The following is a 14,062-nucleotide window of genomic DNA, read 5'->3' as shown; positions in this document are numbered from 1 at the left end:
TTAGCCCAATCCGAATGGCAGCCATAAACCCCGGTTTTTATTGGGGTTTATTTTTTCTGGCCGAGTATGGCGCTGTTCCGGTCCGCATGGTGGCGACTACCCATTTTCGTACCAAACAGAAAGCGGAATCTCCGTCGGAGCAGGTCATACAACGTTTAAAAGACTGTGGTCTGACATTGCATCCGGAAAAGACAAAACTGGTCCAGGTGACTTTGTTAAGAAAATGGTACAAAAATTATTCTAGCCGTATGATCACTCATCATGAAGTATAAAAAGCAGCCTTCGAATTGCTCTTTAGATATATTAATTGAATAACGCTTGATATTGTCCAACAGGCAATGTGTAATGCTTTCGTTATGTTCAATTAAATCAGTTTCTGATGCATGATATAGGAATGTTCTGTTTGACAGCATTGAATCTACATCATGCCTGGTTAGCCCTCGTGGTATGTTTTCTTTAGAGTTTTTTTCTACTGTTAGTAATACAAGATAATTTTTTATTTGAGCTGATTTGGTTTGTCTGGAAAGTTGATCGAATGTTGAATAAATTGTAGATGATGCTCCTGAATAATTAATAATCTTGGCAATGTCTTCCTGTCTATTAATGTAAGTGTCTTGCTGCTCTACATTATCAATCAAGATAGACAAATCCTCCTCGTTCATCCGAATAGCTTCATTGATTGGAACCACTAATGATGAATTGACACTGAATTCTGATGGTACGTCTAATTCAGCATTTGCTCCTGGTGGCGGGAATCTTAGATTCCTGGTTGCTCGTAATGCTAAGGATAATCCTCTACCACAGCCATAGAGGATAGTTACAGGAAGGGCTGCAATTGAAATGCCTGTGACTGCTGTTGCTGCACCAATGGTAAGAAAAGTGCCGCCTATTAAAATACTAACACCTGCCAGTGTTGGAATTGATCTGATTGTTGCTCGCCAGCCATGGTATGTTGTTTGAACGCCATTACTTACAACGGTAAGTTGTGCCCCTGTTTCAGAAGTTGAATATCTATATTCAGAAGTTGAATATCTATAGTTAAATTCAAATGAATAAGAACGCTCGGAAGAGGCTAAAGCCAAGAGAAACGATATTATATAAAACAGCTTTATCGTAGAGTGAGAGGTTGTTTTCATGGACTCAACCTATGCATTAGAAATTTCATTTAAGGTAGAGTCGTTTTTGTCTTTTGTCACGTAACGAGTCTGTAGAAAAAACATCTCAAAGGCTGCTATCTCCAAGAGACTCACTTTAATATTCCATTTAATCCTGTTTCAGATATTCAGTTACTGACTTTTTCTGGTTTTTCAGGGTAAGTTCGGTCGGTCTGATTTCCTGCCTATGACCAAGCGGTGGTTCCGACGTCACCTGCCGTTTGCCGTAAAAAACAACCGAGAGGCACCCGATTACTGCTGATGAAGGCTTCTTTATAAGTCCAGACGCTATAGGCTGGCTGTAGCCTGTGAAGTCAGAAACCGCCCTTGACAAGGCGGAGAGCGTCACAGCAGGTATTGTAAATACCTGAATTCCCATTAATAAATGCTTATTATTCCGGCGGTAAATGAGGGCAGGGGATCTGAACCAGTTGAGTATTTTCATCAACATACCATTCTATTTGACCGTTTTTGGTGCTCAGTTTCACTGTAACTTCTGGTTCTGTTGCTGCAACGACATCCCGTTTCAGATCTTTCATGGAAACAATGGATCTGCCGGAAATTTGATATGTTTCCAGTCCCATAATCCCGGCACCTTTTGCTCCCAGTGAATAGGGTGGTTTGCTGGCGATCATTGTGTAATCAACGGCAAGGTCACCGTTTGCCAGTTGTGTGACGGTTATCTGGTGGTTATCGTCAGCGTCCCTGCCCATAGGATTCAACAGAAAGGGGGTCACCTTAAACAGTCGATAAGTCTCAAGTTTGGTCTGGTAAGCAGCAAAAGTCTGGGTCAAAAGTTTTGACAGAGTCCTGGCAGCACGTATGTCGCCAAGAAAACGCATCAGTTGAGTGACTTCCAGCGTATGTCCGATACGAGAAAAAGTTTGATCCTTTCTTCGCTTTATGCTGCCAGTAGCTACCTTGAACTGATAGTCTGTTCGCACGCGGTCCTTTTCAAATTGGCTCAGCATTTCGTTGGAATCGTTAATACTGTTCAGAATGACTTGCCACTCTTTCGTCATGTTTTCTTTTATGCCCAGAAATTCCGGGGAAACAGGCATGTCATGGTTAAGACCATACTTTAACGCCACGGGTAATCTTTTTGTTAATTCGCCTGTGATATGGCTCAGCCATTTTTCTGAAGGCTCCCCGATCATTTGGCGGGTGTCAGAAGAAACACTGGGTACTGAACAGGCATCGTGTATTTCCTCAACGAGAGCAAACAGGTGTGATAGACCTTTGTCGTAGGAAAAAATTTCCGTTCCTGAAGCCACTTGGACCAGCAATGTGGGAATGTCTGCAACGTAGAAATTTCTTAAATTTCTATCAGAATTATTGAATCGTTCAACCCTCTGTACAATAAAAGTCATATCCTGATGAAATGTTTGTTGCCAGGGAGTGTTCTGAATTCCATGGATAGGTTGATCATTTGTCAGGTGCCGGGCGATAAGGGTAAAAAGCTGGCTCTGCATGCTCATTTGCTCGGGGGCCTGAATCAGCAGTCCCATGATGTAATGATTAAGTCTCTCCTGAGTCAACTGCTGTTGTTGAATATCGGACAACATTGCTGCCAGCATCTTTTTAGTGCTTTCATCCAGGGAGGCTGAACTCCACGACACAAGGCACTCTATCAAGTCCGGCTGAATGGGATTTGAAGTTTCTGCGGCTTGCAGTTGCTGCTCAAGGGTCTTTCCGGCCTGAAATGCTTTTACAAAACGCTTGATGGACTGCTCTAGTCCATCAAAGTACTGAATTCCGGGTAGGAGAGTCAGGTTAATCAAATGGTTTTCATCCAAGGGTTCACAAAGCTGACTCTTCAAAGGTTCATCGACCTGTTGCGACAGGGACTGACAGAAGTGTTCCAGCTTTTGTAATGTCATCAGGCCTGTTTGTTCAGACACCAGCGCCTTAACCGGTCGGGACCTGCGGGTTCGTTCCATCAGTTCAATATGGTCGAGCGTGATATCGACTGAAACCAGTGTGTAACTGTTGTCTTCTTCCCGATGGATAAAGCCCATCTGGCTGAGCTCATTGTTGGTAAAAAGTGGTGCTTCTTCTGTTCTGGCAGGATAAACACAGTGAAACACAAACCCCTGATCAAGTTTTCCACCGTCGTTTAACCAGATTCGACCAAACTCAACCGGGTCTGTACAGGCGAGATAGCGATCAAGCAGGAACAGCTTTCTGTTATTCACTTTTGATGCGAAGAATCCTGAAGGCTTCAGTGAGTTAATCTGACCAGAAGCCATTCCAAGCTTTGTTAATACAAAGGCTACTTTGCTGCGCAGCTGATTTTTGTCTGCATAAAAGTCCGAATAGTGCTGTTCCAGAGACGCTACAAATTGATTCAGTTCACGCTGCCAGAGCTTTTTGTGGCGCAACTGCAGTAGTTCCTCTCCCTGACCTCTGGCAGTCACTTGCCAGTGTGCCAAGGTTTTTGCAGAAAAGGGCTGAACTGTCGGAAGCGTATTTTGTGTGGGCAGACTCCTGACCTTATGACCCAGCCAGAAACCGGAGAGACGGCCAATTCCACTGTGCAGAGAGCGATAGACTGAGCTGACAAAACTGGGTATTCGCATACCGGCTTAATCTTCCATGAAGAGGCTGATGGGGGGCTGTGTAAACTTTAACCTATCATAAAAAGCCAGAGAAACATGAGTTGTTAAGCCAGTTTCGTGTGCGCCAAACCCTTGTCAATTATTGGGGGACGCTCCCTCTCCGGTCGGAATTGGTACACCGATTGAGAATTAGTTTTCCAGTTCGAGCATCCAGTCACCTGGTATCCAAAAGTCGTGCAGATCCAGTGATAATACCGGGCGATCACCCTGATCAGACAAGGCCCTGGCATCTTTAAAGGCTTCAAGGCAGTCATCTTCGAGAATTGGGCCAATCAACTCAGGCCGGTATTTGTTGTCTTTTCCTGCCCGGTCGAGAATTTCGACGGCTTCGAATCCGAAAGAGCAATCCCAGAGTTCTTTGAGGCTGATTCTTGAAGCGCCGTAGGCGATTCTGGCAATGTTGATATCGTGCATATTGCACCAGAGAATCGTCGACATGGCTGCGCAGTCCGGCTCGGTATTGGTCAGCAGAATCAGCTCCTGATCCCGGCGGACATGATAGTTCTGTGCCAATGCATGAAGGGCCAGACCTTCAGCGCTGAACAGGGGACTGATATGCCGGGCATAAGCGGCAGTCACCAGAATCTGGCCGCAGGGGTCCAGGATGCAGCAGGAAAAAGGTGCTACGGGGTTGGCATTGATGCCAAGCTCGATCAGCTCTCCCATCATTTCTTCGTACTCTTGCATAACCGTTCTCCGGACGGGTTGAAATCATCAAGAGAGACACAGGCTATTTGTCATGTCCCAATTGTTAAGCGGAAAAGAGCCTGAATAAAGCGGAAAAAACTGCCAAATTTATAGTTCCATTTGTCATCTCCATCAAGGTATTGCGCCCATTTCTTCGAAAAGTGCAATGTACACAAAGCGCAGTATATTCCGGGTACAATTTTCTCATGTCACAGCAGTGCGATTCTGTACACACTGGTGGAAACCGCCATTGCCAGAGTGCTCTATATTCCTGCGAAGGCGGGAATCCAGCGCCAACGGTGGATCTCTGCCTTCTCGGGGATGACAAGGCCAGGGGGGCACCGGGCAGTATGGTTCTGGTGGTGAGTCAGTGTGGATTCCCGCCTTCGCGGGAATGACGAGAATGAAGTCGGGAATGACGAGAGTCAACTCGTTCCCATGCTGGAGAGAGTTTTGTGACACCCTCAGAGCGTGGGAACGAGTCGTAAAATACGTGGCCCGAAGGAGAAAAGGAATAGTGAAGCTCCCAATACTTGACCGTCTCTCAAATGAGAGACATGCTAAATAAACATTACTTAAAAAGGATATTTGTTATGGCTCATACATCAATGTTGCACGTCCATGTAGATTCTGCTTTAAAAACAGAAGCGACCGAAAAGCTGGCCAACTTCGGCTTAACCCTGTCTGATGCGGTTCGGATCCTGCTAACCCGGATAACCAAAGAAGGTGGCCTGCCCGTCGGCCTCACCAGTGACCCTGAAGCGCATGATGCCTGGTTCCGGGAGCGGGTTAAGGAAGCCTTGAACTCTGAAGATGTTTTATCCCATAACCAGGTTATGGATGAAGCCCAAGCCTTGATCGAAAGGAAAAAACAACGTGCATAAATTGGAGTGGTTGGGCCCTGCTCGTAACGACCTCGGAGTTTTTCAAGATAGTTGTCCCGAAAACTGAATTTTAGGCTGCCTTTTTCTCGTTAATTCTTGCTTCAGACAACCGCTCAGGATTCAGTGCAACCGCACCTACAGGCTCCCAGTTTCTGATAACTCCTGACCAGCGCGTTGGATTAGCTTCTCGCGCTTTGGTATACACCTGTTTCCGGTGATTCAGGATTTCCTGATCTCTTTTCTCATGCCGTTGCGCAGGTGTCACAAAGCGGATTGAGCTATGGCGGTGTTCATTGTTATAAAAGCGCTCAAACTTCAGCATCCACTGTCGACTGTGTTCTAACGTCAGAAAACCTTGAGATGGCCACTGAGGACAGTACTTCACCGTTTTAAAGATCGATTCTGCAAATGCGTTATCGTTACTCACCCTTGGGCGACTATGAGAGGGAATAATGCCCAATTCCTCAAGCTTGGCCTTAAAGGTACTCGACGTCATTGGAGCCCCATTGTCTGAGTGCAGTACAAGCGGTGTTTTAGTGCATTTTTCAGCCACCATTGTCCGGTTAATCAGTTCACTGGCTAACTCACCAGACTCACGGCTATGAATCTCCCAACCAACAATCTTACGACTGTAAACGTCCAGTATCAGGTAGAGGTACCAGAACTGGCCGCGTACCCTGGAAGGTATGTAACTGATGTCCCAACACCAGACCTGGTTAGGGCCAGTAGCAACATAGGTTGTCGGCTTGTTGCTTTTCGATCGCTTTCTTGAACGACCGCGGTGGTGCAACTGACCATACTTTTTCAACACACGGTAAAAGCTAGATTCAGAAGCAACGTATACTCCCTTGTCTGCAAGGGCTGGCACGATCTGCGATGGTGGCAGGCTCGCATACTCATCTTCATTACTGATAGTCAGAATACGTTGCTCCTCTTCCTCAGTCAGTTTGTTAGAGGGTACCGGGCGCAAGGCATCCGGGCGTTTGTCCGTTAACACTGCACCATTGTCATCGCGCCAGCGATTCAGTGTTTTCAGGGATATTTCCAATTGTTCAGCAGCCTTCCAGCGAGAAGCGCCGTTTGCTATAGCCTCATCAAACCATGTCAGCAGTTGGCGGCGCTTATCGACAGGTGTCAGTTGTCCTCGCTGTCTATCCCGTAGAAGGCATCGAGCTTTTTTGATAGCACCAGCAGGGCTGCAGCTTCTGCCAACGCCTTGTCTTTACGGCGAAGCTCTTTTTCAAGGCTCTGATTGCGCTTACGCTCTTGTTTTAATTGCTTGCTTTCCTGGTCTGCACGCTGAGAAGCCTGAACAGCACCTGAAATACAAGCGTGCTTCCACTCCTTGACTTGTTGAGGATAAAGCCCTTTTTTACGGCAGTATTCACTTAACTCTGTTTCTGACAAAGCAGCGGTTTCGACGACCACGGCAAACTTGCTTTCAGCAGACCATTGTTCTGATTTTTGTTCGTTCCCTGGCACAGGTAATCCTTTGTCCCGTAGTTTTTTACGCCAATTATACAGGGTTTGTTCGCTGATACCTTCCTCTCTGGCAACATCCGGCACAGAGCGATTGTGTGGTGGTAACAGTTTTTTCAAAACAGCTGATTTACGTTCCTCTGAAAAACGAGGCATATTCAACGTCCATCGCCCACTGTCTAGCTTTTATTGGTTAATCAGTGAGCGGGACAACTATCCTGACACAGCGGGACCTTTTGACCATTGTTGATTACATCTCCGATGATAACCCAGAGGCGGCCCTTCGACTCAAGGACGACATTCAGGCCAAAGCTGAAAAGCTTATGGATTTTCCCAAAATTGGCAGGGTAGGCCGGGTTGAAGGTACAAGGGAGTTAGTGGCTTGGGGAAACTACATCATTGTGAACAAGGTAAGTGAAACCACCATACGGATACTTCGCATTTTGCATGCCGCACAGCAATGGCCACTGTCGAAATAGGGGTTATGACCGTTAGCGTACGTTTTCGTTCCGGCTCCAGACCTCTGACAGCGAGATCGATATGGCGTTGTCGAAGGCGTCCATTGCCAAGATGATTGAATGATGGGTTTATGGCCATCAGTGCGCAGGATGATATTGATTTCTTCGCTATACCCATGCTGTTCTAGCAAGTCGTAATAAAGCCGGGTTCCGGGAATAAAATCCCTCAGTCTTTCAGGCAGTCACAGGGCGGGAAGTGCCATCAGGCTCTAGTGTCACTGGTCTGGAAAAGAATCCAGGGCAGCCGTTTTTTTTGCTGCTAGTTGTCGTCAAAGCTGTAACCGCCTTCACCTCCGGTAAGAATGGTTTCTTCTGAGGGTGACGGGGAGGGTGTTAGTCCTCCATCTATATCCCTGCCCATTTGAGGTATCGCAAAACTCTGGTCCCCATGTTTTCAGGCCCTATGTGTCCCAGCATTTTTCTAATGCACTACATTCTATGAAATGCCTAAGGTATAGAGGAGCAATCCATGTCAGTAAATGTGATGACAAGACTATCGTGGCGATTTGAAAAAAATTATTTCCTGTCTGGATGTATTCTTACTTTAACGGCACTGATACTGCCTCTGTCAGGTCTGAGTCTGGAGATCTTATCTGATGAGGTGGTTGAACCTGCAAGCTGTCTCAATCAGGAGCCGGACTACCTCAGTCGGCTGAAGCATAATCAAAGATATTACCTGTTCTGTCATGTTCCTGCCTCGGACTGGAAGGTTTTTCGTGATGACATCATTGATGATGAATCTTTAAAGGTGGAAGCGGAACAGCTGGTAGAGAAAATCAGCAATAATGACTTTATATTACCGGCCTCTGGCACTGAAAATTCTAAAGTCAAAAATGATGACGCAGTGCTGGAAAAAATGTTCGACCTTCTGGTCTACATTCATATTCACCTTGCCGGTCAACTCACTACTGACAACCTTTTGAATGCCTGGATCACCCAGTTGCTTCCAGCTGCTCAGTTTGGTTCTGCATCAATAAGCAGGCTTGATTCTGTTAGTGATGGCTCTTTTCAGGGTGTCCAGGTTAACCTTGATGAGCGCTATCGGAAAGCTTTCCTCAAATCAGCAACGCGTGTTGACCGTTGCCCTCATGCGACTTCTGAAAAAGCGGCAGCGGTTTTAACCTGGCTTCGAATTTTGGACATAAATTCAGAGCCGTTTATCTATGATCGAGAAAAAAACCTGGTGCAGATACCCATCATGGCAAAAGTCTGGGCTGATATTGCCGAGCATAATCGATTACATTTCTATCATGAGACCTTCGGACAATCACCGGAAAAACCTGTTCTTTTTCTCGGCGCGCCTGATATAAAAGCGCTCTATAAGCTTCGCAAAAATGGCCTGCACCCGGTGACACTTTACCACCCAAAACTCATCGAGCCGTCTCTGACAGCTGACCACTGTTATGCGGGCCCGGCTATGTCTGCCTGGCACGGTATGAGCTACATCATACTGTTATCGACACTGTCCAATGACATTAAGCAGCACAGCTATGAACTCTATAATTCATTGACGCAACTGGGACAGGAATTACAAACGGGTTCTCCATCATCTCCCGGGAATGCTTTTTTCCTGGCGCACTATTTAGAAGCCATGGATCGGTTATCCAGGACAACGGACTGGAATAAAGACCTGGCATTCTTATTGAGGGGACTGTTCAAATATAAGCCTTTTTTTGAGGGGAAGTCTGTTAACATCAGTGACTCCACTTATTTCGATATTCTTGAAATCGGGCATCACAATCATGCTATTGGTGATGGGCGTGATGATTTAATGAAGCTGTTATCGCTAATGATGAATGCCAAGACTGAGCTTCAAGAAGCCCACTGGGGCTTGGCCGGCCATTATTATGTCTTCACACACATGGACAAATGGTTAGCGGCTGGAAACAGCAAGGAGCTTGGGCTGGTTCCGCAAACTCTGGTGGAACTCTGGAGAGCAGTGCGTCAGTAAGTTTGTTTCACAAAGGCAGCGCCGTAGTGGATTTAACCGAGGCCAGGGCCAGGGCCGTCTTGACATGACTGACGCCGGGCAAGGTCAGAAGCTCTTTCATGATAAATTCATTCAGAGCCTGACTGTTGGGTGCCATGACTTTTAACAGATAATCTCCATCACCGGTTATCGAGTGGCACTCCAGTATCTGATCCATATGCAAGATGGAGGTCTGGAAACTTTCGGCAGAGTGTTTGCCATGGGTTTCCAGTGTCACAGTAACAAAAGCCGAGACATCCAGACCCAGGGCTTCGGGGTTTAGTTGTGCCACCTGCTTCCTGATGTAGCCCAGCTTTTTCAGGCGGCTAATGCGTCTGGAGCATTGAGAGCTGGACAGGTTCACCTTGTTAGCCAGGTCTGCCAGAGAGACTCCATCTTCCTTCTGCAGACTATCCAGAAGACTCACGTCGTACTTATCCAGAGATTCAGTCATCATGAACAAGGCCCTGATATGCAATCAAATTGCATGATGTTGTTTTATTGCTTTTTATGTCGCAACCATTTTGCATGACCACCCTTTTATACTGTATTTACTAAGGAAATGCAGCTCTTTCAATGGCCAATGCCGCTTGGTTACGGTTGGTGAGTTCTTCTCCCTGAACACCTCTCAGATTATTGGCAGTCTTGAGCTGAACTAACAAGAAGCTAATAAACGTCTGATTTGCCAAGGCTGGCCGATAGATAGAATAGCGGACTTTAAAGGGATAGTTTGCCCGAATTCGTCCATAAAATGAGGATAATTTATGAAAGGTATTGGCCATTCTGCAGAGGTTTCTGATATCAATCCCATGGGGACAGACGGCTTTGAGTTCGTAGAGTTTGCCTCTGCGCAGCCCGCTGCGCTTCATGAGTTTTTCGCAAGCCTCGGTTTTCATGCATCTGCTCATCATAAAACCAGGGATATTGCTCTTTACAAGCAAGGCGATATCCATTTTCTGGTAAATGGTGATGCCAGCAGTTTTGGTCGTCGTTTCTATGAAAAACATGGTCCCTGTGCCTGTTCTTTTGGTATCCGTGTGGCAGACGCTGAGTATGCACTGGAGCGAGCGCTGAGTCTGGGTGCAGAGCAGGGCGAATCTGAATATTCGGTCGATGGTCGTGAAATCCCCTGCATTGTTGGTGTTGGCGGCGCTTTGCTTTACCTGGTTGAGCGTTATGGGTCGGCAGGCACCATTTATGACAGCGATTTTGAGTTTGTTCAGGATCAGACAGAAAAACCTGAAGTCGGTCTGGAAATACTGGATCATCTGACCCACAACGTGGCACGTGGCAACATGGATCACTGGGCTGGTTTTTATGAAAGGCTTTTTAATTTCCGCGAGATTCGCTACTTTGATATTGAGGGCAAGCTGACGGGGCTCAAGTCCAGGGCCATGACCAGCCCCTGCGGCAAGGTCAGAATTCCCATCAATGAATCTTCTGATGATAAAAGCCAGATAGAAGAATATCTTGAGCAATACAAGGGCGAGGGTATTCAACATATTGCCCTGACAGCCGGAAATATTTATGAAGCGGTAGACAGAATGAGGGGTTTGGGGGTTAAGTTTATGTCGCCGCCACCGGATACTTACTACGAAATGCTGGGTGAGCGTCTGCCATGGCACGGCGAAGTGGTTGAAGACCTGAAAACCAGAGCTATTCTGATGGATGGTGCTCCCACTTCAGACGGCGGTTTGCTGCTACAAATCTTTACCGAAACCGCCATCGGACCGATCTTTTTTGAGATCATCCAGCGTAAGGGCGACGAAGGCTTCGGAGAGGGTAACTTTAAGGCTCTGTTCGAAAGCATGGAGAGGGATCAGATTCGTCGTGGTGTTTTGCAGGAAGAATGACTTTTCTTGCATCTCTCAGATCAGGCTGTCTGTTTTCGGACAGCCTCCAGGCTGTGAAAATGGCTATGGCGATTGCTTTTTTCACAGCAAAAGGAATTTCAGATTGAAGAAGCCCACACAGTATACAGCCCGAAAGCCTGATGAAAAGGGTTTTATCGAGTATCCCGCCGAAGAGCATGAAACCTGGCGAATACTCTATGAACGTCAGATCAGGGCGGTCGAAAAGAGAGCCTGTCCCGAGTATATCAGGGGGCTGGGGATTCTTGGTCTTTCTGCTGAGCAAATCCCTCAGCTCAATGACATCAGTGAGAAGCTGCTTGAATGCACCGGTTGGTCGGTGGCCAGAGTTCCAGCTCTTATCTCCTTTGACCGTTTCTTTGAATTATTGGCCAATCGTCGTTTTCCGGTGGCTACTTTTATCCGCACCCGTGAAGAGCTGGATTATCTTGAGGAACCGGATATCTTCCATGAAATATTTGGACACTGTCCTTTATTGACGAACCCCGATTTTGCGAAATTTACTGAAACCTATGGTCAGTTGGGACTCAGAGCAAGCAAAGAAGAAAGAGTTTATCTGGCAAGGCTGTACTGGTTGACCGTGGAGTTTGGCCTGGTCATGACAGATGAAGGGTTGAGAATATATGGAGGAGGTATTCTCTCCAGCTTCAGGGAAACGGTCTACGCTATCGAAAGTGAGGATCCTGAGCGTCTGTCCTTTGATTTGATGACGGCTTTGAGAACTCCCTACCGGATCGATATTCTTCAACCGGTCTACTTTATTATCCAGTCCCTTTCAGAGTTGCACAGTCTGACAGAAATAGATCTGATGGCAAAAGTGCATGAAGCCATGAAACGGGGACTATTAACCTCAAAATTCGCCCCCAAGAGTGCTTGAGCCTCTTGTCTCTGGTTCGGGTGTGGTTGCTTTACCTTTAATATCCTGATAATTTTTCGGCATTCTTGCGGGGCTGTTTGGTGAATGGATAGAACTGCTTGAAAACTTTTGTGATGAGACCGACAGGCTCCTGGCCATAGTATATGGCGAAAACAATGACACACTGTCGTGGAAGATAAAGAGGCTGACAAGAGAGAGCTATGGAGCCTAGAGACATTGAAATCAGTATTGGGCGGATGAACTTCTCTGGTCAGGAATGGGGCGACCCGGACGGAAAGCCGCTGATTGCCCTGCATGGTTGGCTGGACAATGCCGCCAGTTTTGCTCCCCTTGCTCCCTTTCTGAAAAATGTGCGTTTGATTGCTATTGATCAGGCCGGTCACGGACGTTCCTCTCATCGACCGGATGAATTGGATTATTCCATTTGGCACTATGTCGAAGATCTGGTTGGGATCGCTGATAGTCTGGAGCTGGAATCTTTCAGTTTAATCGGACACTCAATGGGAGCCATTGTTTCGGTGATGGCTTCAGCCATTCTGGGGAATCGGATTGAGAAAGCGGTTTTGCTGGATGGGCTTTTTCCCATGCCCAGAAAACCTGAAGATACTCCCAGTGCCCTGGCGGCCTATATTCAGGAACGAAAAACCTTTCGAAAAGGCAAGCCAGTAAACCGTTACCGCTCTTTGGAGCATGCTATTCGCGTACGTTGTCTGGGACAATTTCCAGTATCGCGGGACTCTTCCGCATTGCTGGTGGAGCGAGCGTTATTTCAGGACGGTGATGCCTGGACCTGGCGAACCGATCCACGTCTGAAGTTGCCTTCTCCCACTCGTTTTACAGAAGATCAGGCTCTGGCCTTTGCAGAACAGATGAGCTGTGATGCACACATGCTTTACGCAAAAGAAGGTTATGTTGATGCTTTGATTGAGCCATACCGTGAACGTCTTGATAATGTCCGGTTTTATCCGATGCCAGGCTCCCACCACTTTCATATGGACGGGGAGACGGATTCTGTAGCCACCATAGTGAACACTGTTATGAGTTCTTGACTCTGTCTGGCGGGCCAGGCACCTGAAAGGTACTTATATCCGATAAAAAAGCGGTACTTCATTGGTCGGGATTGAAATGCAAATCATAGCCATTTTTCATTCTTTGTTAAGACGAACACTTACTTTAACATTGGCAGGTGGCCTTATTGCCTCTGCTACTCTAATTGCTGATGAAATAGTCCCGTTTCCCAATGCCACTCTCAACCTTGAATTCGAACAGCAGGTGACCAGCTATCCGGTCATCAGTAGCCCAATGAAAAAGGTGAATGGTGTCGTGACTGCCGATTCAGAGCAGTGGCTCGATGGCTCTCTCAATCGAAAACTCTACCAGCTGCCCAGTGGTAAAAGCAGTGACGAAGCCTATCGATTTTTTACCGATCAGTTTGAAAAACTGGGTGTCACCTCTGTATACAGCTGCGAACGTTTCAGCTGTGGGGCCAGTAATTTCTGGGCGAATAATGTTTTTGATGTAGCTCGTTTGTATGGACTTGATAAGACTCAAGCCTATTTTCTGGGTGAAAAGCAAGTCGATGGCAAGACCGTTTATTATCTGACCTATACGGTTCGCAGAGGCGACAAAAGAGAGTACGCCCTGGTCGATATCTTCACTGCAGGCAAAACAAAAGTAGTGAGGAATAACCAGGTTGTCATGACCACCTTGCCGACCAGTTCATCTACCCTGGCCCGTTCAGAAGCCTACAAGTCTCTGCTTAAGGCTTTTGAAAACCAGACCAGAGCCTTATTGATTACGGTCGAGTCAGCTTCGGCTGAAAGAGTCTCTGAGGTGGACAGTCTCAGCAGGCGGTTGCAACAATTCAAAAGCCTCCTTCAATCCAGACTGAGGGAAGACGCTATTGGCTCCAGTCGTTTCCGGATTCAGTGGATTGTTGGAGATCAGGAAGAGGCAATGATGCATTGGCAGTTGCTTCAGTAGAATAAGATTTTGAAAATCAAGC

The 14,062-nt window shown here is 46.8% G+C and carries 14 protein-coding genes; 8 read left to right on the top strand and 6 right to left on the bottom strand.

Features of this window, described 5'->3' with window-relative positions:
• Positions 1 to 215: 215 nt before the first annotated feature.
• The 4 genes from ACOMHB_RS14820 to ACOMHB_RS14805 all read right to left on the bottom strand — a co-directional run bounded on the left by ACOMHB_RS14820 (position 216) and on the right by ACOMHB_RS14805 (position 4,459).
• Positions 216 to 1,136 (bottom strand): hypothetical protein, encoded by a 921-nt coding sequence (locus tag ACOMHB_RS14820; protein ID WP_448217198.1) that lies wholly within the window; start codon positions 1,134 to 1,136, stop codon positions 216 to 218.
• 127 nt (positions 1,137 to 1,263) lie between these two features.
• The gene (locus ACOMHB_RS14815) at positions 1,264 to 1,533 is read right to left on the bottom strand and encodes a hypothetical protein (RefSeq protein WP_448217197.1); all 270 of its coding nucleotides are present in this window, start codon (positions 1,531 to 1,533) and stop codon (positions 1,264 to 1,266) included.
• Between the two features lie 13 nt (positions 1,534 to 1,546).
• Positions 1,547 to 3,733, bottom strand: a complete 2,187-nt coding sequence (locus tag ACOMHB_RS14810) for a BAR domain-containing protein (RefSeq protein ID WP_448217196.1) — start codon at positions 3,731 to 3,733, stop codon at positions 1,547 to 1,549.
• Between the two features lie 168 nt (positions 3,734 to 3,901).
• A complete protein-coding gene (locus ACOMHB_RS14805; RefSeq protein WP_448217195.1) occupies positions 3,902 to 4,459 on the bottom strand; it encodes a hypothetical protein in 558 nt (185 codons plus the stop codon).
• Positions 4,460 to 4,665: 206 nt separating this feature from the next.
• On the opposite strand from ACOMHB_RS14805, the gene ACOMHB_RS14800 reads away from it, so the two are divergent.
• Both ACOMHB_RS14800 and ACOMHB_RS14795 read left to right on the top strand, forming a co-directional pair.
• On the top strand, positions 4,666 to 4,857 hold the full coding sequence (locus tag ACOMHB_RS14800) for a hypothetical protein (RefSeq protein WP_448217194.1): 192 nt from the start codon (positions 4,666 to 4,668) through the stop codon (positions 4,855 to 4,857).
• 195 nt (positions 4,858 to 5,052) lie between these two features.
• Positions 5,053 to 5,343, top strand: coding sequence for a type II toxin-antitoxin system RelB/DinJ family antitoxin (locus ACOMHB_RS14795; RefSeq protein ID WP_448217193.1), 291 nt, complete (start codon positions 5,053 to 5,055; stop codon positions 5,341 to 5,343).
• Positions 5,344 to 5,413: 70 nt separating this feature from the next.
• Here ACOMHB_RS14795 and ACOMHB_RS14790 read toward each other — a convergent pair.
• A protein-coding gene (locus ACOMHB_RS14790; RefSeq protein ID WP_448215008.1) for an IS3 family transposase occupies positions 5,414 to 6,978 on the bottom strand; the annotation gives its coding sequence in 2 pieces (ribosomal slippage) (positions 5,414 to 6,525 and positions 6,525 to 6,978; 1,566 coding nt in all).
• Between the two features lie 44 nt (positions 6,979 to 7,022).
• Between ACOMHB_RS14790 and ACOMHB_RS14785 the strand changes: the two genes are divergently transcribed.
• Entirely contained in the window at positions 7,023 to 7,301 is a 279-nt protein-coding gene (locus ACOMHB_RS14785) for a type II toxin-antitoxin system RelE/ParE family toxin (protein ID WP_448217192.1), read from the top strand.
• A gap of 508 nt (positions 7,302 to 7,809) precedes the next feature.
• Positions 7,810 to 9,291 (top strand): hypothetical protein, encoded by a 1,482-nt coding sequence (locus ACOMHB_RS14780; protein ID WP_448217191.1) that lies wholly within the window; start codon positions 7,810 to 7,812, stop codon positions 9,289 to 9,291.
• Between the two features lie 7 nt (positions 9,292 to 9,298).
• Here the strand turns inward: ACOMHB_RS14780 and ACOMHB_RS14775 are convergent, their stop codons facing one another.
• Positions 9,299 to 9,766, bottom strand: coding sequence for an Lrp/AsnC family transcriptional regulator (locus ACOMHB_RS14775; RefSeq protein WP_317146321.1), 468 nt, complete (start codon positions 9,764 to 9,766; stop codon positions 9,299 to 9,301).
• 307 nt (positions 9,767 to 10,073) lie between these two features.
• Here ACOMHB_RS14775 and hppD point away from each other — a divergent pair, with 307 nt between their 5' ends.
• The 4 genes from hppD (at position 10,074) to ACOMHB_RS14755 (ending at position 14,040) form a co-directional block, all read left to right on the top strand.
• A complete protein-coding gene (hppD, locus tag ACOMHB_RS14770) occupies positions 10,074 to 11,162 on the top strand; it encodes a 4-hydroxyphenylpyruvate dioxygenase (protein ID WP_448217190.1) in 1,089 nt (362 codons plus the stop codon).
• Positions 11,140 to 12,057, top strand: coding sequence for a phenylalanine 4-monooxygenase (gene phhA / locus ACOMHB_RS14765; protein WP_448217189.1), 918 nt, complete (start codon positions 11,140 to 11,142; stop codon positions 12,055 to 12,057). The genes hppD and phhA overlap by 23 nt, the downstream gene beginning before the upstream one ends.
• 200 nt (positions 12,058 to 12,257) lie before the next feature.
• Positions 12,258 to 13,106, top strand: a complete 849-nt coding sequence (locus tag ACOMHB_RS14760) for an alpha/beta hydrolase (RefSeq protein WP_448217188.1) — start codon at positions 12,258 to 12,260, stop codon at positions 13,104 to 13,106.
• Between the two features lie 76 nt (positions 13,107 to 13,182).
• Entirely contained in the window at positions 13,183 to 14,040 is an 858-nt protein-coding gene (locus tag ACOMHB_RS14755) for a DUF4892 domain-containing protein (RefSeq protein WP_422138076.1), read from the top strand.
• Positions 14,041 to 14,062 lie beyond the last annotated feature (22 nt).

This window comes from Endozoicomonas sp. 2B-B (assembly GCF_053470045.1).
The sequence above is the reverse complement of the archived record's forward strand: the minus strand, read 5'-3'. Positions and strand labels throughout refer to the sequence as shown.